This is a genomic window from Mycobacterium sp. AT1, assembly GCF_002043095.1.
GTDB lineage: Bacteria > Actinomycetota > Actinomycetes > Mycobacteriales > Mycobacteriaceae > Mycobacterium.
In genome coordinates this window covers 1-22,176 of sequence record NZ_MVOC01000102.1, presented here as the reverse complement: position 1 = coordinate 22,176, position 22,176 = coordinate 1, and the positions used below count along the sequence as shown (strand labels likewise).

The window sequence follows — 22,176 nt, the reverse complement described above, 5'->3', positions numbered from 1 at the left end:
CTCCTCAGCGATCGGGCGTCCCACGTCACCGGCGCGATCCTGCGGGTGGACGGCGGCGCCTGGGTGTGACCGTCGGCGTCACGGGCACTGGTTGGTTACCGGCTTGCCCGCGAATCTGTCCGCCAGCCAGGTGAATTGGCCGCTGATGTCGACGTCGCCGTGCCCCTTGCCCGGCTGCAGATCCCACTGCATCACGCCCCCGAGTGCGCACTGCCTGGCAATGGCGTCGGTGGTCCACGTGGCGTCGACGAAGGTGTCGTCGGCGCCGTAGTCGACCGACAGCGGCGCCGACAACGGTCCGCGCGGCAGCGCCCAGCCGGCGAGCACGGCGCGGAGGCCGTCCGCGGCGGCGGGAGTGCGTGGCGCGAATTCGGCTGGGGTCAGGCGTTTCTTCTGCGCGGCGCGGTAGGTGCTGGTCTCCGGGTTGCACGACAGCAGTGGCACCCAGTAGCTGGCCGCCGCTCCCGAGCGGAAGTCGCCGCGCTCGACGTCGGGGTGCAGCCGGGCCACCGACTCGACGATGGTCAGGAACAGCGGCATCTGGTCGGCGCTCAACCGATCGGCTTGGGCCTTGTCCACTATGCCGGTGACGTCCGCCGCCGGTGAGTTGGCCACGGCGCCAACCAGGTCGAGCTCCGGTGCGTACGACGATGCCAGTTCGTCGGCGGCCCACGCCGCGCCACCACCCTGGGAGCCGCCGAAGGCCAGCCACCGGGCGGAGACGCCGGTGAAGGCGTGGCGCAGTGCGCGGACGGAGTCGATCACGTTGAGCCCGGCGGTCTTCGAGTCCATGTACGGATGCCCACCGTCCTCGCCGAGACCCAGGTAGTCGGTCATGGCGACGGCGTAGCCGCTCTTCAGATAGTTGAGCACCGGGTCGGACAAGCCCCACAGGTCCTTGGTGAGTGACGGGGCGCATTCCTCGTCGAGCCCCGTCGTGCCATGGGCCAGCGCGATGACCGGCCAGCCGCCCGGTGGGGGCTCGCCTTCGGGGGTGAAGACCGAGCCGGAGACCGTGGTCTGGGCGCCGGTGTCGCCGTTGGTGGACCGGTAGACCACCCGCGCGGCCCTGAGGTCGCTGCGGCTGGCGGCGGCGAGGAACTTGGGCATCGTCGTCGCGCTGAGAAGGCTGCCGGGTTCCGAGCCGCCCACCTGGGCACCGTCGACCGCGACGGGCTCCTCGGCCCGGGTGCCGCCCGTGAGGGCACCCCACGCCGGTGACACCGCCACGACCAGTCCGACGACGCCGGCGAAGGCGACGGCGATCCACAGCGCACGACGACGCCTCTGGTGGGTGGGCACGCCGTCAGCCCGCCACGGCGGGGCGGAGGAAGTCCCCGGACACCGCCACGGCGGGGGAGGACGTGTCGCCCCCGACCACCAGCGTCGCGAACGCGATGTCGCCGGCGATGCCCGCGAACCAGCCGTGCGAGTGGGTGTTGTCACCGAATTCGGCGGTCCCGGTCTTGCCGCCGAGACCGGGAACGTCCTGCAGCGTCGTCGCGGTGCCGTCGGCCACGGTCTGGCGCATCATCTCGCGCAGGTCGTCGACGACGGGGCCGGGGATGGGTTGCGACGGCGTGTCGGCAGTCGTGGTCTCGCCGACGACGAGGGTGGGCGTGATGGTCGAGCCGTGTCCCAGGCTGGCCTCGGCGACGGCCAAGCCGAACGGGCTCACCGTGACGGTGCCCTGGCCGATCCCGTTCTCGACCTTCTGGGCTGGGGTGTCTGCGTTGGGCACGTTTCCGGTGATGGTGGTCAGGCCGGGGACGACGAAGTCCACGCCAATGCCGAAGAGCCGGGCCATCTTCGGGAGCGCGTCGGCGGGCAGCTGGTCGGCGAGCGCCGCCATCGTGGTGTTGCACGACTTCGCGAACGCCGTCGACAGCGGAACCGTGCCCAGGTCGAATTCGTCCTCGTTGGGGATGGTGCGGTTCTCGACGGTCACCGTGCCGGGGCACGCCTCCGGGGTGCCGGGCTCCGCGAGGCCCGCCTGCAGGGCCGCCGCCGTGGTGATGGTCTTGAACGTCGACCCTGGCGGGTAGGCACCCGAGAAGGCGATCGGCCCCTGCGCGCTGGCTGCGGCGTTCTGCGCCGCGGCCAAGATGCCGCCGGTCGACGGCGAGATGGCCACCAGGACGGTGGGCCGCGCTTCCTTGGCCACCGCCTGCTGGGCCAACAACTGCAATCTGATGTCGAGGGTCGTGCGCAGCGGCGGGGTGTCGCGGGGCGGCGTGGAGGCCAGCTGTTCGGTCGGTTGGCCCTTGTCCGGCCCCTCGGTGGAGACCAGCGTCACCGACCAACCCGCCGAGTCGTCGATTGCCTTCTGCCACAGCTCGTGCAGACCGTCGACTGCCGGTGAGTAGACGTCGCGGTTGGCGGTGAGAAGCGCGCCCTGCTCGACGACGGACACGCCGGGAATCTGGGTGAGTTGGTCGTTCACGGTCGCGAGGTCGTCCTGGCGCAGCTTGACCACCGTGACGACGTCGTCGGTCGTCGCGGAGAACTGTGCGGCGACGGACTCCGCGGTGATGGTGTCGTCGAAGGCGTGCAAGACGTTCGCCAGCGCGCCGGCGGAGTCGAGGTGTTGGCGCGTCAGGTTGACCACCCCGATCGTCTGCCACGTCAGCAACGGTTGTCCGTCACGATCGGTGACCGGGGTGAGGAAGTTCTTCTCGTCGCTGTACTGGAACGTCATTCCCGGTTTGAGCTTGGGGTTGAGCACCGTCGTGTCCCAGTGCACCCGCCAGTCGTCACCTGCCTGGGCGGCGGTCGCCTTGGCGGCGTAGTCGAGGGCCTTGTCGTTTCCGAACGACCACGAGTAGTTCAACGTCGCCGTCTTCTCGTCGTCCCCGGGTTGGCTAGTGCCGATCTTCAGCGTCGCGTCCTTCGCCATGCCGTTGAACATCGAGGTGATCGCGGCGGTCGCGGCGGGCTGGTCGTCGGTGACCGCGCCGGCGGCCGCGGCGTCCTTGCGACCCAGCGCATCGGCAAACGCGCGAAACGCGTCTTGCGGGCTGGGGTCGGAGAACAGCGAACACCCCGTCGAACCGAATAACAGGGCGCAGAGCAGAATCCACGGGATGCAACGTCTCGTCATGACGTGCCGAGCCTAGCCGCGGGACCCGCCGAGGGCGCGCAACCGCGCCCGGCTACAGCGCCTCGGCGACCCTGGCCAGCACCTCGAGGTGGTCGTCGACGTGCGTCAGGCCCGAGCCCATCGTGTCGACCGACAGGTGCGACGCACCCGCGTGCGACCACGCCGCGATCTTCCCGGCGACGGCGTCGAGGTCGCCGGCCCATCTGACGCGCGCCTCCATGCCGATGGACGCCGGATCGCGGCCCGCGGCGGTGGCACCCCGCTCGATCTCGGCGAGCGCCTCGTCGAGCTGCGGACCCGGTGACATCATCGGGAACCAGCCGTCGGCGAGCCGGCCCGCCCTGCGGTATCCGGCGGCCGACGCGGCGCCGATCCAGATCGGGATGGGCCGTTGTACCGGCATCGGGGCGAGACCGGCTCCGGTGACCGTGTCAAAGGTGCCGGTGAAGGTGACCGACGGCTCGGTCCAGAGGCGACGGAGCAGCTCGATCTGCTCGGCGGATCTCTTGCCCCTGGTGCCGAAGTCCTCGCCGAGGGCTTCGTATTCGACGGCGTTCCAACCTATTCCGACGCCGAGTCGCAGACGTCCGCCGCTGAGCAGGTCGACCTCGGCGGCCTGTTTGGCGACCAGCGCGGTCTGGCGCTGCGGCAGGATGACGACGCCGGTGACCAGCTCGAGGGATTGGGTGATCGCGGCGAGGAAGCCGAACATCACCAGCGGCTCGTGGAACGTCGTGCGAATGTCGTACGGGCCGTTCCAGCCGGCGTGGACCTCGGGGTCGGCGCCGACCACGTGGTCATAGGCCAGCAGGTGGGTGAACCCGAGTTCTTCGACGCGCTGGCCGTACGCCCGGACCGCTCCGGGGTCCCCGCCGAGCTCGGTCTGGGGAAACACCACTCCAACGCGCACGTGCACTCCTTCGCTTGAGACCCCGTCCGAAGGCTAACGGGACGAGCAGTCCAGCGATACGGTGACGGTCCTGGCGACCACGATGGGGACGACGCGGTCGCGGCCGCCGAAGCGGTCGACGCGAACGAACTCGGTGCGCTCCTGCGGATTGCGGACGTCGGTGACGTTGCACTGGGACAGCGGCGCGCTGCCGATGCGGTCGACCCGCACGTCGAAGCCCTGTGCCTTGAGCTGGCCGATGGTGACGATCGCCGAGTCGGCGGCGTTGGCCGAGATGGGCGGCAGCGCAAGGGTTCCGATGGCTGCGGCGGCAACGGCTGCGGTGATGATCGATGCGGTACGCATGACCGCTCCTTTCGTTCGGGTCACATCGGAGACATTCCGATTCGGGGTGCTTCGTGACTCGAATGAATGGTGCTTGGCGGCGGTACCTCGGTGCTTGAAGGTTGTGTGGAGATCGTCTGGAGATCGCGGGCCGGTTTCCGATGGCCGTGGCGCACCGCTGGAGGGGCCGTCGACCGGGGTGCGGCGTGGCTCACACCCGATTGGGGTGGATGTCGTTGCGCACGAACCGGATTGGCGTCTCTGTGGGCGTCCTGAGGCGGGCCGGGCAGTGTCGCACCGAGTTCGCGTGGACCCCGACCGCGAAACGCATCGCGTGCAAACCGTGGCCGCGTCGTGCTCTAAATGTTACAGAAGTAGAGCAGTGTTCCAGAAGTTACAGCAGTGATTCGCTTTCGTGATCAACCTAGGGAGTTCCCATGACGGTCATCACCGGCTTGATCGACGTATCGGCGAAGGCGTCGATGGCGATGGCCCTCTCCGTGGGCATCGTGGTCGCCGCCAGTGCACCTCCCGCCCATGCCGACGCCGTGAGCGACAGCTTCCTGTCCGCACTCACCAACTCCGGCGTCTCCGTCGCCGACCCGAACATGGCGGTGAGCATGGCGCAGTCGATCTGTCCCATGCTGGTCAAGCCTGGCGGAAACTTCGCCGCCATCGCCTCCCAGATGGGCGGCACCAACGGCGTGTCACCGGGGATGGCCAACCTGTTCACCAGCATCGCGATCTCCATGTACTGCCCGTCGATGATGGCGTCGCTGGCAGGAGGCAACTGGCTCGGCCAGGGCGCTCAGATGGGCTTGCCCGGTCTGTCCGGACTAGGCATCCCCGGGCTCTGAGGGCCGCCGGTCAGCCGAAGTGCGTGATCGGGCGCGCCTGCGGCACCCCGTCGACGACGACGTCGACCTTCTCGTCGTAGAACGCGATCAGGCCCGCGATCGCCGAGACCGCAGTCAACGGATAGTGGTAGCTCCAGGCCAAGTCGGGGTGGACGTCCCCACCCACGCGGACCGACCAGTACTCCGAGGTGGTGCCCTTGTAGGGGCACAACGTCTCGGTGTCACTGGGGGTCAGGCTGTCGAACGACACGTCGGTGCGATCGATGTAATACCGCGTCGGCAAACCGGTTTCGAACAGCAGCACGGGGCTGTGGGTGTCCGCGAGCAGGGTGCCCTCCAGCTCGACCCTGACGTGGCGGTGCGAGCGCAGGGCGTCGACCCGGGAGTACGGGTTGCGGGGGTGGCCGACGATCTTCTCGTCCTCTTCGAACCACTCCACGCTGTCCCACTCGAACCGGACGAATCCCGCCACCGGTCCGTCGCCGTCGGCGTCGAAGATCCGCACCGCGGGCTTCGCGTCCGAGGCACCCGTGATCGAGTACAGCTTCGACGGGCCGAATTGCACTCGCTGAGAATGGTTTTCATCGGTCAGCAAGTCGAGGTCGACGTCTGCCAGCGGAATGTAGTACTGCGGGTAGTACGGCACCTCCCACACGTAGCGAGCGGCCATCGTGTCGAAGAGCACGTGGCCCCCGACGATGCCGCGCACGCGGCGCGGAGCCGGCTCGGTTCGGCCGCGCACCGCCGCCATCTGCGGGTAATTCGGAGCAGGTCCCGACGTCATGTACCCACCATAGGATCGGGTAGCCCCTCTGCCCCAGACTCGCACGGAGATCTCACATGGACCTGAAGAACGACACCGCGTTGATCACCGGCTCCAGTGGCGGCATCGGCGAGGAGTTCGCGGTGCAGCTGGCCAGGCGCGGGGTCAACCTCGTGCTCGTCGCCAGGCGGGCCGACAAGCTGGCCGCCCTGCGCGACCGGCTGCTCGAGGCCCACCCCAGCCTGCAGGTCGACGTCGTCACCGCCGACTTGGCCGTACCCGGCTCGGCCGCCGAACTCGCCTCGAAGGTGGCCGACCTCGGGCGGCAGGTCGACCTCTTGGTCAACAACGCCGGTGTCGGCCTGCACGGTGACTTCGTCGGCCAAGACGTCGCCACCAACGCCGACCAGATCCAGCTGAACTGCGTGACGCTGACCGAGCTCACCGGGATCTACCTGCCCGCGATGACCAAGGCCCGCCACGGCGTGGTGCTCAACGTCGCGTCCACCGCGTCGTTCCAGCCGACCCCAGGGATGGCCGTATACGGCGCCACCAAGGCGTACGTGTTGTCGTTCACCGAGGCACTGTGGAAGGAGACCAAGGGCAGCGGTGTCCGCGTGCTGGCGCTGTGCCCGGGCGCCACCGACACCGAGTTCTTCGCGCGCACCGGCGAGGAGTTCCTCACCAGCGGCAGGCAGACCTCCAAGCAGGTCGTCGACGTCGCGATGGCCGCGCTCGACAAGTCGACGCCCACCGTGGTCTCCGGGTTGGCCAACACCCTGCTGGCCTCCGGCTACCGGTTCACACCGCGGCGGGTCATGCTCGAGGTGTCGCAGCGCTTGCTGAAGGCGAATTAGCCGGCGGGCGCCGGGCTCACCTGGTAGTGCGCGATCAGCCACCGTCGTCGACGACGACCGCCGCTGCCGTGGTCATGTCAGTGACCCGCGCTCTGGCCGCCGTCGATGTGCAGGATCTCGCCCGTGACGAACGATGCCGTCTCCAGGTACATGATCGCGTCCACCACGTCGTCGACCTCGCCGAGTCGACCCATCGGGTGCAGCGCGGCGAGCGCCTCGTGGGTGGACGGGTCGTGCATCGGAGTCTTGATGATGCCCAATGCCACGGCGTTGCTGCGGATTCCGCGGTCTGCGTACTCGACGGCGAGTGCCTTGGTGACGGCGTTGAGTCCGCCCTTGCTGAGCGACGCCAGCGCCGCGGGCACCTTTGCGTTCGCCTGGTCGACCAGGCTGGTGGACACCGTGACGAGGTGGCCGCCGCCCTCCCGGGACGTCATGGCCCGCACCGCGGCGCGCGAGATCTCGAAGTAGCCGCGCACGTTGACGCCCATCACGGCCTCGTAGTCCTCGTCGGTGTATTCGGTGAAGGGCTTCGAGACGAAGATGCCCGCGTTGTTGACCAGGGTGTCGACCCGGCCGAATCGTGCGATCGCCGCGTGGACGACGGCCGCGCCGACACCGGGCTGGCCGATGTCGCCGGGGACCGCGAGCACCATGGGGTCCTCGCCGTCGACGATGTTTCTGGAGTTGGCCACGACCGCGTAGCCGATGCGGCGATATGCGGTAACCAGCCCCGCTCCGATGCCCTGCGATGCGCCGGTGACGATGGCGACTTTCTGGTCTGCGTTCACGAGTGCCCAGCCTTCCTGTTGGAGTCATTTGATTGAACGCACAACGCGGGGCACGAAAGTTCTCGACGGCACGACCGATTTGCTCGCTGCTGATAGGCGGAGCCTCCCACTGCATTACGATCACCAATTGTGGAGCTCAGGCAGCTGCGCTACTTCGTCACCGTGGCCGAGGAACTCAACTTCGGCCGCGCCGCCGAGCGTCTCCACATCGCGGGTCCCTCACTCTCGCAGCAGATCAAGGTGCTCGAACGCGACCTGAAGGTCCGCCTCTTCGAACGGGACCGCCGGTCGGTGACGTTGACGCCGGCCGGGGCGGCGCTTTTGCCCGGTGCCCGCACGTTGATCGCTCAGGCCGACGAGTTGCGCAGGCAGGCAGGCGGTCTCGTCCGCTCCGAGCCGGTCCGCATCGGCTACGTGAAGTGGTGTCCCCCCGACCTGTCCGAACGGGTCGCCGGGGTCGCGCGCCTGAGGCTCGACACCTGGGTGCTGCCGTCGCACGCCCAGGCGGCCAGGGTCGCGGAGGGCAGCCTCGACGTGGCGATCTGCTGGGTGCAGAACTCAGACCTCGCCGAGCAGGGGCTCGAGGCGCGGCTCATCGGGGCCGACCGGCTGTACGCGGTGGCCACCGGCGGTGACCGCTCGCCGGTCGAGGCGAAGGACGTCGTGGTCCTCCTCGACGCCGACACCGCGACGTGGTCGTCGTCGAATCGCTACGGGGAGCAGTTCGCCCGCGACACCGGTGCGACGGCGCTGCCGATCGACGACGGCGGCATCACCGGGCCCGCGTTCTTCGAGCACGTGCGCAGGCTCGGCAGACCGCTGCTCAACTCACCGAAGGGGCAGGGCGAGGTGCTGCCCGTGGGATTGGTCGCGCGTCCCGTCGTGAATCCCGCACCGTATTGGACGTGGTCGCTGGTCTCCTGCCGCGGCGAGGTCGACCAAACGGTGCGCGCGGTCGTCGAGGTGCTGACGGCCCGGGTGAGTGTCACCGGGATCGGCGACGAAGGGTCGTGGGTGCCGGCGACCGATCCCCATGCGCCTCAGTCGAATTCGGGTTCCGGATAGCCGACTCGCAAGACGGTGGACGTCGCGGCGGCGCACGCGACCACGCCGGCTCCGACCAGCAGGACGGTGTGGAACCCGCGGTGCATCAAGGGTGCGACGAGGAGGGGGCCGACGATCTGGCCGACCGAGTACCCCGCCGTCAGCAGGGCGACCGCACGCGGAACGCGAAGGTGCGCGCCAGCGGCCAGCGCGATGGTGCTCACTCCGATGAACGTGACGCCGAACAGGATTGCCCCGACGAGCGCGGCCACCGGGCCGGGCGCCAGGGCGGGAAGCGCGATGCCCGCGGCCTGCAAGGCCAGCGCCGCGGTCAGCAGATCCGGGTGGGAGAACCGCTTGCCGAGCCACGCCCACAGGGCGGCCGACGGCGCGGCCGCCAACCCGACGACGATCCAGGCGCTCTTGCCAAGCCAGCCAGGGGAACTCCGTTCGATGGCGGCGACGAGAAAGGTCCCCGCCACGATGTAGCCGACGCCCTCCAGGGTGTAGCAGACCAGGAGGGTCGCGAACCACCGCCCGGTCGTGGGTCTCGGTGAAGGACTCCGATCCGCGGCGACCGCAGCGTGGCCGGGATGACGGTGTCGGGACCAGGCGCCACCGGCCAGGACCGCGGCCAGCACCGCCACCGTCCACCAGGCGCCCCGCCAGTCCACGCCCTCGGGTAACAGCAACACCAGGAACCCCGACGCGGCGATGCCGACACCCACGCCGCTGAACCCCCAGCCGGCCAAGTGGGGGGAGTGGTGGCGCAGTCGGTCGGTCATCAGGTTCACCGCGGTGACGAACACCAGTGCGCTGGCGAAACCCGCCACCAGTCGTACGACTGCCCAATGAATCGGACTGTCCGACAACGGCATTGCGAGAAGTGTCACCACCACCGCGACAAGGGACGACCGGAGCACTGCTGGAGAATTCGCCAGGCGCGGCGACAGCGTGGCGGCCAACGCGCCTGCGAGGTATCCGACGTAGTTGGCGGTGGCCAGCGTGGCGCCCGCCTCGGCCGTCAGCCCGGCGCCCGCGGTCATCATCGGCAGGATGGGCGTGAACGCGAAACGTCCGATCCCCATCGCCGCTCCCAATGCCGCTGCGCCCCTTGCGGCATGCACCCAGCCGGCCGTGCTGCGTTCGGCCACAGTCTGATTCATCGGTCCATCGTCGCCACCCGCCGTCACTCGTGGCCACGACCGAAATCCTCGTTGGTGGGAGTCATTGGCTACCAGTCGTCCCGGCGGTCCGGGATGCTCGAGGTGACTCTGAGATTGCTGAAGTTTCACTAATGCGGCGAGTTGTGAGCTGCCTGCGCTATTCGATGCCGTTAAGCTCGCGGCGAGTTCGACGGACCGGTCCGTCGCTCGAATCGACGGGAGATGTGCGCGTGTCTGACGTCGAGGCGGCAGATGCTTCACGGCTGAGGCGACTCATCGACCGCTTGCCGGCAATGGTCGCCTACTGGGACGGCGACCTTCGCAACGTCGTTGCCAACGAGGCCCACGGCGCGTTCTTCGGAAAGTCACCCGATGAGATCCGGGGCCGGCACATCTTCGAGCTGCTGGTCGGAGAACTTGGCGAGATGAGCCGCCCTTACGTCGCAGCCGCCATGGCCGGCGAGGACCAAGTCTTCGAGAAGTCGCTGATCGACCACCTGGGTGCCACCCGGCACGTGCAGGCGTCCTATCTCCCCGACGTGGACGCCGGCAACGTCCGCGGTCTCTACGTTCAGGTGGCCGACGTCACCTCGCGGGTGGAGGCAGAACGGGCCCGCGACGATGCTCAAAGGTTGCTGCACATCAGCAGGGAGAACGCCCCCTTTGGCGAGGCGGTGTTCACCACGGCGGGGCGTGCCCTCTACGTCAACCCGTCGCTGTGCCAGATGTTGGGCTACACCCGCGACGAGGCCGACGGGCTGGGATATCTCGACGGCCTGCATCCGGATGACCGCGACGCCGCGGAACGAGAGTGGTGCGAGCTCGTCGACGGGTCGGCGTCGCAGGTCTTCGCCGAGGCGCGTTACTGCCGGCGCGACGGCATCACGATCTGGATACAGCGGCACGGGGTGTTCGTACCCGGCGCCCGCGGAAGCGCCGACGTGGTGCTGACCCAATTCCAAGACGTCACCGACCGTAAGATCGCCGAGGCCGAGTTCGCACGTCTCGCGGTGACCGATCAGCTGACGGGACTGCGCAACCGGCATTCGCTGGTAACCCAGATTGCCGATCGCCGCGCGTGCGACCCCGCCGCCTTGGTCGGTATCGTGTTCGCCGACCTCGACGGGTTCAAGCACGTCAACGACGTGCACGGCCATGCGGCTGGGGACGCGGTCCTCCAAACCGTGGCCAGTCGTCTTGCGGACGCCGTTGAACCGCCGAATTCGGTCTACCGTCTCGGTGGCGACGAGTTCGTCGTGCTGGTCGTCGACTCCGTCTCCGACACCTTCGTCGCGCAGCTGGCCGAGCGGGTCGGCTCGGTGTTGAGCGGGAGTCACCGCCTGGAGCGCGGCGACGTGACGCTGACCGCGTCCGTGGGGTGGACGTGCAGCGTCACCGACGACATCGGCGAACTGATTCGAGAGGCCGACGCCGACATGTACCGGCACAAGGCGCGACATCAAGGCATGCCGTCGACGCGTCGTTGACGAGCGCGTCGCAATTTCGCCTGGGACTGCAGTGGGGCGGTAATTCGCAGACGGCCCAGTTCAATTCCGGCATTGGCACCGCGATGCGCGTCAGGACCGCCGTGATGAGGGAAGGCCGAGCGGCCTACGAACGAGTTGCGTCGCCCGACCGTCGTGCCTTCGGCGACAATGCAATTCGTCGGCCGTCGTCGGCGACTACCGTCGCTCATCGCCACTGTCGAAAGACTCGTGGATGCGCAACGACACCCGGCGATCCTGCTGACCCACGCCGCCGGTGCTGCCGGTGTGCGAGCATCTGCGCATGAGCTCGCAAGACGACCCGGAGGCGCGCATCCGGGACCTGGAACGGTCCTTGAGCGAGCAGGCCTCGGAGCTGACGCACAGCTCGTACGACACGACGGGCGCCGGCGGTCGACCGACGACGGAAGGGGGCCACTGGCCACCCCCGCCACCGCCGAACCACACCGCCCCGATGTACGGCGTCCCGAACTACACCGCCCCGCAACACCAGCCGTACGGCACGCCCTACCCGCCGACGATGACGACGTCGACCGGCGGTGGCCATCGCGGCTGGATCCTGTACGTGGTGATGGCGGTGGTGGTCGTGGCGATCATCGGTGGCGCCGTGTCGTTCATCGTGAACGCGTTGTCCACCGTGAGCTCCGTCGTCGAGTCGTTCGACGGCAGCCCGACGGCGGCGCCGACGATGCCCGGTGGTGGCGGGCCGTTCGACGTGCAGCCCAGTCGGAGCGGCGGGAATCGCCCACCCGCGCCGACGATCACCCCCGTCGCGCCGCCGGAGCCCGGGGACGTCGTCACCGTGTCGGGAGTGGGTGAGGTCAAGACGATTGCCTGCAACGGCAACGTGGTCAACATCAGCGGGGTCGACAACACCGTCGTGATCACCGGACAGTGCGCCAACGTCTCGGTGTCGGGCGTGAAGAACGAGGTGACCGTCGAAGCATCGGTGCAGATCAGCGCCTCAGGTATGGAGAACCGGGTGACGTACCTGTCGGGTACGCCGGTCGTCGACAACTCGGGCATGTCCAACGTCGTCGAGCAGGGCTGAGAACTGCACTGCCGCAGCGGATTCGAGTGGCCGGTCCGTCGACCTCGGGGATGAAACGCCGACGGACCGAGCCATCTGGTGTAACGCCGAGAGCGACGCGGTTATTCTCTTCGGTCAGCACCACCCTTAGATGGCCACATCTGCCTCAGCAGCCACGTGCGCCCGTCCCGCCCAGTGTGACGGCAAATTTGCTGGTCGTGTCGGATGTGATCTGCCGCTCACTTTAGGAACCAAAGCTAAGAATCCGTGACCTGAACCACTGCTCGGGGTGTCCGGCATCCGATTGCCGTGACGTCAAACGTGCAGGTGGAGGCTGACTCCTGCGTTGCGGCCAAAAGATAACAATTGGATAACATCAGGTTTCTTAAGCATGTCCTGAGAGGATCCGGAAGGCGTCACCGAAGGCTCCGTTGCGCCCCCTGGGAACCACATTTTCCGTCGCTACAATCTAGAACGACCACGTTCCCGTCGGGAACGTCAATCTATTGCCGGCCCCAAGTGATGCCGGCGGAGGTGCCGAAGACATGGCTAATGCTAGTGCGCGCTCGAATAGCGTCACCGTGGAGAATCAGGACGTCGCCCTGCTTAAGTCGACGACTGTCGGGCGTGGCCCGATCTCCGACATCGCGGTCGACGGACACACCGTCGTGACCACCAACTTCGGCGACGATTCGATCGCCGTCCTCGACTCCGACACCCTCGCGGAGCACGGCGGCGTGTTCGCCGGCCAGCCCACCACCGTCGCGGTCGTCGGCGACCGCGCCTTCGCGGCAGTGTCCTCGGCGAGCTACGACGCCATCGCCGTGATCGACACCGTCAGCGGTGAGGTCGTCAGGGAATACCCGCTGTCGTTCAAGGTGACGGCCGTGGTGACCAGCGCCGACGGCAAGCGCGTCTACGCGGGTCGAACCGGCGAGGAGGGCGTCGACGTCGCCGTTGTCGACGTCACCGCCGAGCGCGTCGGCACCATCTACGTCGCCAAGGCCGCTGACGCCACGATCGACGCGATGTGCCTCGACACCACGGGTCGTCGGCTGTATGTCGGCGTCACGGACTCCCGCAGCAGTCGCCTGATCACCGTCGACGTCGAAACCTCGCGTGTCCGACGCACTTTGGAGGTCGGCGCACCCATTCGCGGGCTGGCGCTCGGCATGGAAGGCGTCGCGTACGTCCTGACCTCCGACATCGCCGACGGCGGCGTCCTGTACGTCGTCGACCTCGTGAACAACAAGATCACCGCGGACGTCGCGGTGGCCGCAGCTCCCACGCAGCTGGTCCTCAGCGCGGACGGCACGCGGGCCTACGTCGTCGACTACGACCACGTCGCAGTCGTCGACACCGACAAGCGTGCCGTCGTCGCAGAAGTATCCGTTGGAGCGCGTCCGTCGGCCATCGCCCTCGGGAGCGACCGGCTGTACGTCGCCGATTACGACGGCGGGGTCACCGTGTACACCGTCGCCGCCTCGACGCCGATGTTGTACTCGCAGTTCGCCTCGACGCTCGCCTCGACGCTCGCCGTGCCCGCGCCGCGCGAGCTCCAGCCCGCGGTCTAAGCGCCGCTAGCGCCACTGATAGCGGGTCTTGGGACGGCCTGCGCCGCCGTAGTCCGTCGTCCGCGTCACCGTGCCCTCTTCGGCGAGCCGTTCGAGATAGCGCCACGCGGTAACTCGAGACACGCCAACCCTTTTGGCGACCTCGTCGGCGGTCACTCCGTTGGCGTCGTCACGGACGGCGCGCGCGATGTCGTCGTTGGTTTGCGGGGCCGCGCCCTTCGGTGCCACGGATTTGTCGGTGGCAACCCGTAGTTCGGCCATCGCGCGGTCGACCTCTTCCTGACTCGCCGCGTCGACCCCGGCCGGCAGTGCGGAACGGTAACGCCGGTAACGCTCGAGCCGGTCGCGAAAGGCCGCGAACGTAAACGGTTTCAACAAATAGGCGAGCGCTCCGTGGGCCACCGCGGCGCGCACCATCTCGAGGTCCCGTTCCGAGGTGATCGCGATGATGTCCGGGGCGGGACGCAGACCGGCGAGCGCCGAGGCCAGGCTGATGCCGCTGGCATCGGGCAGACCAAGATCCAAGAGCACCAAGTCGACCGGTGAGTCGGTCGACGCCGCCGCAGCCGCAGTCTGCATGGCCTCCCTGGCGGTGTGGACCACCGCCACTGCCGAAAAGCCCTCCAGGCGTGACAGATACGTGCGATGCGCCTCCGCGATGAGGAGGTCGTCCTCGACGATCATCACCGAGATCATGCGTCGCCCCCTGGAACGAGCACCGTGACGACCGAGCCGTAGGTGACGTCGGCGGTCAACGTGCCACCGTGGCGTCGCACCACCTGCGCGACCAGAGCCAGACCAAGGCCGTGCTGCCCAGGCTCGGTGTCGGTCTTCGTCGAGTAGCCGCGCTGCATCGCCCGCTCGAAGGCCTCGCCCGCCATGCCGCTTCCGCTGTCGGCCACGCGCATCAACAGCTCCGTCCGCTCCAGTGAAACCGTCACCTCCACCCACGGATCGTCACGGTCGCACGCGTCCATCGCGTTGTCGATCAGATTGCCGAGCACGGTGATCATCTCCTGTGCCGACAGCGGCACGTCGGTGTCGGCGGGCAGGTGCGTGTCATCGGTGATCGTCAGCGCGATGCCTCGCTCGTCGGCCTGCGCGGTCTTGCCGAGCAACAGAGCCACCAGGGCAGGCTCGCCCACGTCGTGCGACAGCCGGTCCACCAGGCGCTGCGACAGGGCCAACTCCTCGGTGGCGAAGCGGACCGCGTCGTCCGGCTTGCCCATCTCGACCATGGTGATCACGGTGTGCAGCTTGTTGGCCGCCTCGTGAGCCTGCGCGCGTAGTGAATCGGTGAGGATCTGTAGCGAGCTCAGCTCGCCGAGCGCACCCTGCAACTCGGTGCGGTCGCGAACCGTCACCACCTCCGAATGCGCGGAGTTGGCGACGGGCGACCGGTTGACGACCAGCACCCGGTCCTCGGTGACGTGCACTTCGTCGCGGGCGCCCGGCGCGTACGCCCGCAAGAATTCCGGCAGATCCGCCTGCGTCACCCGCCCCGGCGCCAGCCCTAGCAGCCGGCGCGCTTCGTCGTTCACCAACACCACCCGGTCGCGGTCGAGCACGACGAGCCCCTCGGACACCGAATGCAGGATCGCGTCGTGGTGTTCGTACATCACCCGCAGCTCGTCGGGCCGCAGGCCATGCGTCTGCCGGAGGAGACGGCGACGGATCGCCCACACCCCGATCATCGACAGCAAGAGGGCCCCGACGCCCACGGCGGCGATCATCGGCCACTGGTCGCGCCACCGCTGGGCCAACGTCTGCTGCGTGATGCCCGCGGAGACCAGGCCGATCACCCGGTTCGACGAATCGCGTACCGGCGCGACGGCCCGAATCGACGGACCGAGGGTGCCGGTGTAGACCTCGCTGAACGTCTCGCCGCGCAGGGCGGGCTCGATGGTCCCGAGGTAGTGGCCACCGATCTCGCTGGGGTCGGTGTGGGTGAACCGGGTCCCGTCGGGCGACATGATCGTGATGAACGCGATCTCCGTGTTCGTCCTGACCGCTTCGGTCACCGGTTGCAGGATCTGCGTCGCACGGCCGGACTCGATCGCCTGCGCGGTCGACGGCGAATCGGCCAGCGCCGTCGCGATGCTCACCACCTGCTGGCGGGCCGCGGAGTCGCCGTCGCGCCGGGCGTCGAGCAGGGCCAGGGCGCTGCCCACCAGCACGACCACGGCGATCACCACGATCTGGAGCGCGATCGCCTGGCCGGCCAACGAGCGCGGCCACCACTGGCGCATCTGATCTCCGGACCGTTTCGAGGTGAACACAATGAACTAAAGCGTGACCTGGGTCACGTGGGGGAACATCATCCTTACAGACCACTTGCAGACCCAGGCCGACCGCACCAAGGAGCACCCGCCATGACCGACCAAGTCGACACTTCCTCTCCGCCCAAGAAGCGTGATCGCACGCACTGGCTGTACATCGCCGTGATCGTCGCCGTAGTCGCGGGCGTCGCCGTCGGCATCCTCGCACCCGACGTAGGCAAGAGCGTCGGCGTGCTCGGCACGATGTTCGTCAGCCTGATCAAGATGATGATCGTCCCGGTCATCTTCTGCACCATCGTGCTCGGCATCGGCAAGGTGCGCGCCGCCGCCACGGTCGGCAAGGTCGGCGGCTTGGCGTTCGTCTACTTCTTGGCGATGTCGACCGTCGCACTGGCCATCGGTCTGGTCGTCGGCAACGTGCTGAGCCCGGGCACCGGCCTCAACATCGAGTCGACGTCCAGCAAGGGCACTGCGCTGGCCGAAACCGCCGAAAAGGCGGGCGGGCTGATGGAGTTCATCCAGCACATCATCCCGACGTCGCTGTTCTCCTCGCTGACCGAGGGCAACGTGCTGCAGGCGCTGTTCGTCGCACTGCTCGTCGGGTTCGCCCTGCAGTCGATGGGTTCCGCGGGCGAAGGCATCCTGCGCGGTATCGAAGCCGTCCAGAAGCTGGTGTTCAAGGTGCTGGCCATGATCCTGTGGCTGGCCCCGATCGGTGCCTTCGGCGCCATCGCCAACGTCGTCGGCCAGACCGGCTGGAGCGCCGTCACCCAGCTGCTGACGCTGATGCTCGGTTTCTACATCACCTGCCTGCTGTTCGTCTTCGGTGTGCTCGGCGTGCTGCTCCGCGCGGTCGCCGGCGTGTCGATCTTCCGGCTGGTCCGCTACCTGGCCCGCGAGTACCTGCTGATCTTCGCGACCTCCTCGTCCGAGTCGGCCCTGCCGCGCCTGATCGCCAAGATGGAGCACCTCGGCGTCGAGAAGACCACCGTCGGCGTCGTCGTCCCGACCGGCTACTCGTTCAACCTCGACGGCACGGCCATCTACCTGACGATGGCGTCCCTGTTCGTCGCCGACGCCATGGGCAAGCCGCTGGCGCTCGGTGAGCAGATCTCCCTGCTGGTCTTCATGATCGTCGCCAGTAAGGGCGCGGCGGGCGTCAGCGGCGCCGGGCTGGCCACGCTGGCCGGCGGGCTGCAGAGCCATCGCCCCGACCTGCTCGACGGCGTCGGCCTGATCGTCGGCATCGACCGGTTCATGTCCGAGGCGCGGGCGGTGACCAACTTCTCCGGCAACGCCGTCGCGACGATGCTGGTCGGTTCCTGGACCAAGACGATCGACGGCGAACAGGTCGAGCGAGTGCTCAGCGGCAAGGACCCGTTCAACGAGTCGACGATGGTCGACGATCACGATTCACGCGCCGAAGAGCCGGCGCAGGCGAAGCTCCCTACGCCGGCATAGGGCGCAACATGTGAAGAGCCCGGTCGGGTTTCCCCGACCGGGCTCTTCCATGTGTGCGTGGGGTCAGCGCGTGCAGTCCAGCGACACCGAGATGGTTTGACTGGTCTGCTGCTCAACCAGGATGCGGTCGCCGTTGTTGCCGGGCCCAACGAAGGGCACTAGCTGCGAGGTGCGTTGCGGGTTGCGCACGCTGGTGACCTCGCACTGCGAGATCGGTGCGGTACCCAGCTTGTCGATCGTGACGGTGTAGCCCTCGGACTGGAGCTTGCTGATGGTCTCCTGCGCCGTCTCAGCGCCTGCCAGCACCGCCGGTGCCAACGCGGCCCCACACACGCCGATTGCTGCCGCGGCGATCGTCCACTTCGTGCGCATGAGGCGCCTTCCTGTCAGGTTGCTGGCAATCATCCACCATTGGAGCCGCCAGCGAAACTGCGCCGGCGTCAAGGTCAGGTACTGCAGTCCAGGGACACCGAGATCGACTTGCTGACGACGACCTCGACGATCCGGTACTTGCGGTCCCCGTTCGCATCGCGCCCGCCGTAGTAGTCACGGACGTTGCGGGTCTGGGACTGCGGGTTGCGCACGCCGGTGACGACGCAATTCTCGATCCGTCCGCTGCCGACGCGGTCGACGTTGACCGTGAAGCCCTCGGACTGCAACTGGTTGATCGTCTCCTGCGCGGTCTGGTCGGCACTGGCGACCGCCGGTGCGACGAGCGAGGTGACGGTTACTGCGGCACAAGTGACGAATGTGGAAAGAATCAACGATGGACGCATCTGCGCCCCCTATCTTTGGAGGAAATCCTTCACCCATACATCGCCGCGCGCGGCCAATTCGTTGCACTCGCGGACCGGCCCAGGGAGATCTCACATGCAGAGCACGATGCAGGACGTTCCCCTGACCGTCACCACGATCATGCGGTACGCCTGCGAGGTCAACGGCGACCGCACCGTCACCACCGCGATGGGCGAGGGCCGCTACCGGTCCGTGACGTACCGCGAGCTCGGCGAACAGGTCGGCCGACTCGCGAACGCGCTGCGCGAGATCGGAGTCACCGGCGACGACCGGGTCGGCACGTTCATGTGGAACAACGCCGAGCACCTCGCCGCGTATCTGGCGGTGCCGTCGATGGGCGCGGTGCTGCACACGTTGAACATCAGGCTCTCAACAGAACAGATCGCCTTCATCGCCAACGAGGCCGAGGACAAGGTGATCATCGCCGACGTCTCCTTGACCGCGCAGCTGGCGCCGGTGCTGCCGTTGCTGGACACCGTGCACACCGTCATCGTGGTCGGTGACGGCGACGTCGACGCGCTGGTGGGGTCGGGTCCGGCCGTGGTGCGCTTCGACGAGGTGTTGGCCATGCAGTCACCCGAGTTCGACTGGCCGGCGATCGTCGAGACCGACGCCGCCGCGATGTGCTACACCAGCGGGACGACGGGAAACCCGAAAGGCGTTGCCTACAGCCATCGTTCGAGTTACCTCCACGCCATGAGCACGTGCTCGGCCAATACGCTGGGCATCGGCGCCGAGGACTCGGTGCTGCCGATCGTGCCGATGTTCCACGCCAACGCCTGGGGTTTGCCCTACGCCGCGCTGATGGCAGGCGCCGACCTGGTGCTGACCGACCGCTTCCTGGACGCGACGTCGGTGGTCGACGTCATCGAGACTCGACGTCCCACGGTGGCGGGCGCGGTGCCGACCATCTGGAACGACGTCATGCACCGGTTGGAAAACTCACCGGGACATGACATCTCGTCGCTGCGGCTGGTGTCGTGTGGCGGATCGGCGGTGCCGGTGTCGCTGATGAAGGCGTTCGAGGCGAAGTTCGACGTCCAGATCCGGCAGCTGTGGGGAATGACGGAGACGTCCCCGGTGGCGACGATGGCCTGGCCGCCGCCCGGCGCCTCCGCCGAGGAACACTGGGCGCTGCGGGCCACCCAGGGCAGGCCGATGTGCGGCGTCGAGGTCCGCATCGTCGACGACGCCGGCGAGCCGCTCCCCAACGACGGCAAGGCCGTCGGCGAGCTGGAGGTCCGCGGGCCCTGGATCACCGGCTCCTACTACCAGAATCGCGACGAGTCCAAGTTCGCCAGTGGCTGGCTCCGCACCGGCGACGTCGGCCGCGTCGACCCGCTGAGCTACGTCACCCTGACCGACCGCGCCAAGGACGTCATCAAGTCCGGTGGGGAGTGGATCTCGTCGGTCGAGCTGGAGAACCACCTCATCGCGCACCCCGCCGTGCTGGAGGCCGCCGTGGTCGGCGTGCCGGACGAGCGCTGGGACGAACGACCACTGGCCGCGGTGGTGCTGCACGAAGGCGCCGAGGTGACGCCGACCGAGCTGCGAGAGTTCCTCGCCGACAAGGTCGTCCGCTGGTGGCTGCCCGAGCGGTGGACGTTCGTCGACGCGGTGCCGAAGACCAGCGTCGGCAAGTACGACAAGAAGACCATCCGAGCCCGGCACGCCGACGGTGTCTACGAGGTGGTCACCCTCACCCGCGAGCAGACGTAAACGGCCCTCGATCGACCGTGATCAGGGCCCTTTATGTCTGCTCGCGGGGCGGGGTCAGCGTTCGGCGCGCTGATAGGCCGTGACGACGGCGGCCCCGCCGAGCCCGATGTTGTGCTGAAGGGCGGCGGTGACACGAGAGACCTGACGCTTTTCGGCGGTGCCGCGCAACTGCCAGGTTAGCTCGGCGCACTGCGCCAACCCCGTCGCGCCAAGGGGATGGCCCTTCGAGATCAGCCCGCCCGAGGGGTTGACCACCCAGCGGCCGCCGTAGGTGGTGTCGCCGTCGTCGATCAACCGAGGCGCCTCACCCTCGCCGCACAACCCCAGCGCCTCGTACAGCAACAGCTCGTTGGCGCTGAAGCAGTCGTGCAATTCGATGACCTGGAAGTCCTCGGGGCCAAGGCCGGATTGGTCGTAAACCTGTTTGGCCGCTTGGACGTTCATGTCGTGGCCGATGATGTTGGCCGCACTGCCGTCGAACGTGCTGGCAAAGTCGGTCGTCATCGCCTGGCCGACGATCTCCACGGCCTGGCCCGCGAGCCCGTGGTCGTCCACGAACTGCTCACTCACCACGATCGCCGCGCCCGAACCGTCAGAGGTCGGCGAGCACTGCAACTTGGTCAGCGGATCGGAGATCATCCTGGCGCCGAGGATGTCGTCGAGGCTGTACTCGTCCTGAAACTGCGCGTACGGGTTGTTCACGGAGTGCTTGTGGTTCTTGTAACCGATCTTCGCGAAGTGTTCGGCAGTGCTTCCGTACTTCTTCATGTGCTCGCGGCCCGCGGCGCCGAACATCCACGGCGCCACCGGGAATGCGAACTCGTCGATCGCAGCCAGTGCCTTGACGTGGTTGCCGAGCGGTGATTCGCGGTCTTGGGCGCCACCGCCGAGCGAACCCGGTTGCATCTTCTCGAAGCCAAGGGCGATGGCGCAGTCGGCGAGTCCGCCGCGGATGGACTGGGCCGCCAGGTACAGCGCCGTCGAGCCGGTCGAGCAGTTGTTGTTCACGTTGACGATCGGGATGCCCGTCATGCCGAGTTCGTAGAGCGCCCGCTGGCCGGACGTCGAGTCACCCGAGCAGTATCCGACGTAGCCCTGTTCGACGGCGTCGTAGGAAATGCCCGCGTCCTCGAGAGCCTTGGTGCCCGACTCCTTGGCCATCTGCGGGTAGTCCCACCCCTCCCGTGACCCGGGTTTTTCGAACTTCGTCATCCCCACCCCGACGACGAAAACCCTGTTCTTGCTCTTGGTCATGGACTTCTCCTTCGCGACGCTGCGTTTCTCGCAACATAACAGCGCGGTTTAGCTGTAGTTCAGCCACCAATCGTGAAGGCCGCTCATGTCACCGCTCTGGATGTCGGCCAACAGCAGGTCGTCGTCTTGGGTCCACACGATGTCGGCGTTGCCCTGATACGTGCCACAGGCCAGCGATCCGGCGACCACGTCGGGGGTGGCCTGGTAGTGCCAGGTGATCGGCGACTCGGCGTCGGCACCTGGGCAGCGCTGCAGTTCGTCGTTCTCCTGGATCGAGGACTCGAACTGCCGGCTCAGCGCGTTCTTGTTCGGGAAGAGCGAGTACCGCGCGGCGGCCGGGCCACCCGATTGCGCGGACTCGCGGCAGTCGACGGTGGCCAGCGCGCCTGGCGCAGGCGGAATGGCTTTCTCGCACACGCTCGTCGGGTACCCGGGCGGAAGCAGGGCCATCAACTGAGCGTCGAACCCGCTGGGGTCGCCGGCATCTGTCGTCCTCGGTGCGGTGGTGCGTGACGTCGACGGCCGCTCCCGTGCCGTCGACGTCTTCGCGGTGGTGTTCGGCGGAGTGGCCCTTAATCCGTCCGCGCTGTCGGATCTGGTCAGCACGAACGTGCCAATGGCGCCGAGCACGAGGACCGTGACGGTGGCCGCGACGGCGATCGGAACCCACGGAGTCTTCTTGCGGCCCAACGGGTTCTGACCAGGCGGCGGTTGCTGCCAAGGTGGCGGGCCGCCATGCGGCGGGGG

20 protein-coding genes and 1 pseudogene are annotated in these 22,176 nt (G+C 67.8%); 8 read left to right on the top strand and 13 right to left on the bottom strand.

Annotated elements, in window-relative coordinates; genetic code table 11:
* Positions 1-78: 78 nt before the first annotated feature.
* The 4 genes from B1790_RS32975 to B1790_RS32960 are packed head-to-tail and all read right to left on the bottom strand — an operon-like array spanning position 79 to position 4,355.
* On the bottom strand, positions 79-1,302 hold the full coding sequence (locus tag B1790_RS32975) for a lipase family protein (protein ID WP_233165434.1): 1,224 nt from the start codon (positions 1,300-1,302) through the stop codon (positions 79-81).
* Between the two features lie 4 nt (positions 1,303-1,306).
* Positions 1,307-3,100, bottom strand: a complete 1,794-nt coding sequence (locus B1790_RS32970; RefSeq protein WP_079927484.1) for a penicillin-binding transpeptidase domain-containing protein — start codon at positions 3,098-3,100, stop codon at positions 1,307-1,309.
* 52 nt (positions 3,101-3,152) lie between these two features.
* Entirely contained in the window at positions 3,153-4,010 is an 858-nt protein-coding gene (locus B1790_RS32965) for an LLM class F420-dependent oxidoreductase (protein WP_079927492.1), read from the bottom strand.
* 33 nt (positions 4,011-4,043) lie between these two features.
* A complete protein-coding gene (locus B1790_RS32960) occupies positions 4,044-4,355 on the bottom strand; it encodes a hypothetical protein (RefSeq protein WP_079927483.1) in 312 nt (103 codons plus the stop codon).
* Between the two features lie 416 nt (positions 4,356-4,771).
* Here B1790_RS32960 and B1790_RS32955 point away from each other — a divergent pair, with 416 nt between their 5' ends.
* Positions 4,772-5,191 (top strand): DUF732 domain-containing protein, encoded by a 420-nt coding sequence (locus tag B1790_RS32955; protein ID WP_233165433.1) that lies wholly within the window; start codon positions 4,772-4,774, stop codon positions 5,189-5,191.
* 10 nt (positions 5,192-5,201) lie between these two features.
* Here the strand turns inward: B1790_RS32955 and B1790_RS32950 are convergent, their stop codons facing one another.
* Positions 5,202-5,975 carry a DUF427 domain-containing protein gene (locus B1790_RS32950; protein WP_079927482.1) on the bottom strand — a complete coding sequence of 258 codons (774 nt, stop codon included), beginning with the start codon at positions 5,973-5,975 and terminating at the stop codon, positions 5,202-5,204.
* A 56-nt stretch (positions 5,976-6,031) separates the two neighbouring features.
* Between B1790_RS32950 and B1790_RS32945 the strand changes: the two genes are divergently transcribed.
* Positions 6,032-6,811, top strand: a complete 780-nt coding sequence (locus B1790_RS32945; protein WP_079927481.1) for an SDR family oxidoreductase — start codon at positions 6,032-6,034, stop codon at positions 6,809-6,811.
* A 77-nt stretch (positions 6,812-6,888) separates the two neighbouring features.
* Here the strand turns inward: B1790_RS32945 and B1790_RS32940 are convergent, their stop codons facing one another.
* Entirely contained in the window at positions 6,889-7,602 is a 714-nt protein-coding gene (locus B1790_RS32940; protein WP_079927480.1) for an SDR family NAD(P)-dependent oxidoreductase, read from the bottom strand.
* Positions 7,603-7,731: 129 nt separating this feature from the next.
* On the opposite strand from B1790_RS32940, the gene B1790_RS32935 reads away from it, so the two are divergent.
* Complete coding sequence (locus B1790_RS32935) at positions 7,732-8,667, top strand: LysR family transcriptional regulator (protein WP_079927479.1); 936 nt, start codon at positions 7,732-7,734, stop codon at positions 8,665-8,667.
* Here B1790_RS32935 and B1790_RS32930 read toward each other — a convergent pair.
* Positions 8,643-9,812: a YbfB/YjiJ family MFS transporter gene (locus B1790_RS32930; protein ID WP_198952186.1), complete on the bottom strand. Its 1,170-nt coding sequence runs from the start codon at positions 9,810-9,812 to the stop codon at positions 8,643-8,645. The genes B1790_RS32935 and B1790_RS32930 overlap by 25 nt on opposite strands.
* Positions 9,813-10,042: 230 nt before the next feature.
* Here B1790_RS32930 and B1790_RS32925 point away from each other — a divergent pair, with 230 nt between their 5' ends.
* From B1790_RS32925 to B1790_RS32915, 3 genes are all read left to right on the top strand, one after another.
* Positions 10,043-11,299, top strand: a complete 1,257-nt coding sequence (locus B1790_RS32925) for a GGDEF domain-containing protein (protein WP_158083916.1) — start codon at positions 10,043-10,045, stop codon at positions 11,297-11,299.
* Positions 11,300-11,600: 301 nt separating this feature from the next.
* Positions 11,601-12,368 (top strand): DUF3060 domain-containing protein, encoded by a 768-nt coding sequence (locus B1790_RS32920; protein ID WP_079927490.1) that lies wholly within the window; start codon positions 11,601-11,603, stop codon positions 12,366-12,368.
* Between the two features lie 524 nt (positions 12,369-12,892).
* A complete protein-coding gene (locus B1790_RS32915; RefSeq protein WP_142271656.1) occupies positions 12,893-13,921 on the top strand; it encodes a YncE family protein in 1,029 nt (342 codons plus the stop codon).
* Positions 13,922-13,927: 6 nt separating this feature from the next.
* Here B1790_RS32915 and B1790_RS32910 read toward each other — a convergent pair whose 3' ends face one another.
* Both B1790_RS32910 and B1790_RS32905 read right to left on the bottom strand, forming a co-directional pair.
* The gene (locus B1790_RS32910; protein WP_079927475.1) at positions 13,928-14,617 is read right to left on the bottom strand and encodes a response regulator; all 690 of its coding nucleotides are present in this window, start codon (positions 14,615-14,617) and stop codon (positions 13,928-13,930) included.
* Positions 14,614-16,170, bottom strand: coding sequence for a sensor histidine kinase (locus tag B1790_RS32905; RefSeq protein WP_079927474.1), 1,557 nt, complete (start codon positions 16,168-16,170; stop codon positions 14,614-14,616). Before B1790_RS32905 ends, B1790_RS32910 begins: the two co-directional genes overlap by 4 nt.
* 123 nt (positions 16,171-16,293) lie before the next feature.
* Between B1790_RS32905 and B1790_RS32900 the strand changes: the two genes are divergently transcribed.
* Complete coding sequence (locus tag B1790_RS32900; protein ID WP_079927473.1) at positions 16,294-17,661, top strand: cation:dicarboxylate symporter family transporter; 1,368 nt, start codon at positions 16,294-16,296, stop codon at positions 17,659-17,661.
* 63 nt (positions 17,662-17,724) lie between these two features.
* Here B1790_RS32900 and B1790_RS32895 read toward each other — a convergent pair whose 3' ends face one another.
* Both B1790_RS32895 and B1790_RS32890 read right to left on the bottom strand, forming a co-directional pair.
* Positions 17,725-18,033 (bottom strand): hypothetical protein, encoded by a 309-nt coding sequence (locus B1790_RS32895; protein WP_079927489.1) that lies wholly within the window; start codon positions 18,031-18,033, stop codon positions 17,725-17,727.
* Positions 18,034-18,107: 74 nt separating this feature from the next.
* Positions 18,108-18,437, bottom strand: a complete 330-nt coding sequence (locus tag B1790_RS32890) for a hypothetical protein (RefSeq protein ID WP_079927472.1) — start codon at positions 18,435-18,437, stop codon at positions 18,108-18,110.
* A 94-nt stretch (positions 18,438-18,531) separates the two neighbouring features.
* Between B1790_RS32890 and B1790_RS32885 the strand changes: the two genes are divergently transcribed.
* Positions 18,532-20,175, top strand: coding sequence for a fatty acid--CoA ligase (locus B1790_RS32885; protein ID WP_079927471.1), 1,644 nt, complete (start codon positions 18,532-18,534; stop codon positions 20,173-20,175).
* A gap of 54 nt (positions 20,176-20,229) precedes the next feature.
* Here the strand turns inward: B1790_RS32885 and B1790_RS32880 are convergent, their stop codons facing one another.
* Both B1790_RS32880 and B1790_RS34880 read right to left on the bottom strand, forming a co-directional pair.
* On the bottom strand, positions 20,230-21,429 hold the full coding sequence (locus B1790_RS32880; RefSeq protein ID WP_079927470.1) for a lipid-transfer protein: 1,200 nt from the start codon (positions 21,427-21,429) through the stop codon (positions 20,230-20,232).
* 48 nt (positions 21,430-21,477) lie between these two features.
* Positions 21,478-22,176 (bottom strand): annotated as a pseudogene (locus B1790_RS34880) (serine/threonine protein kinase); the annotation flags it as partial.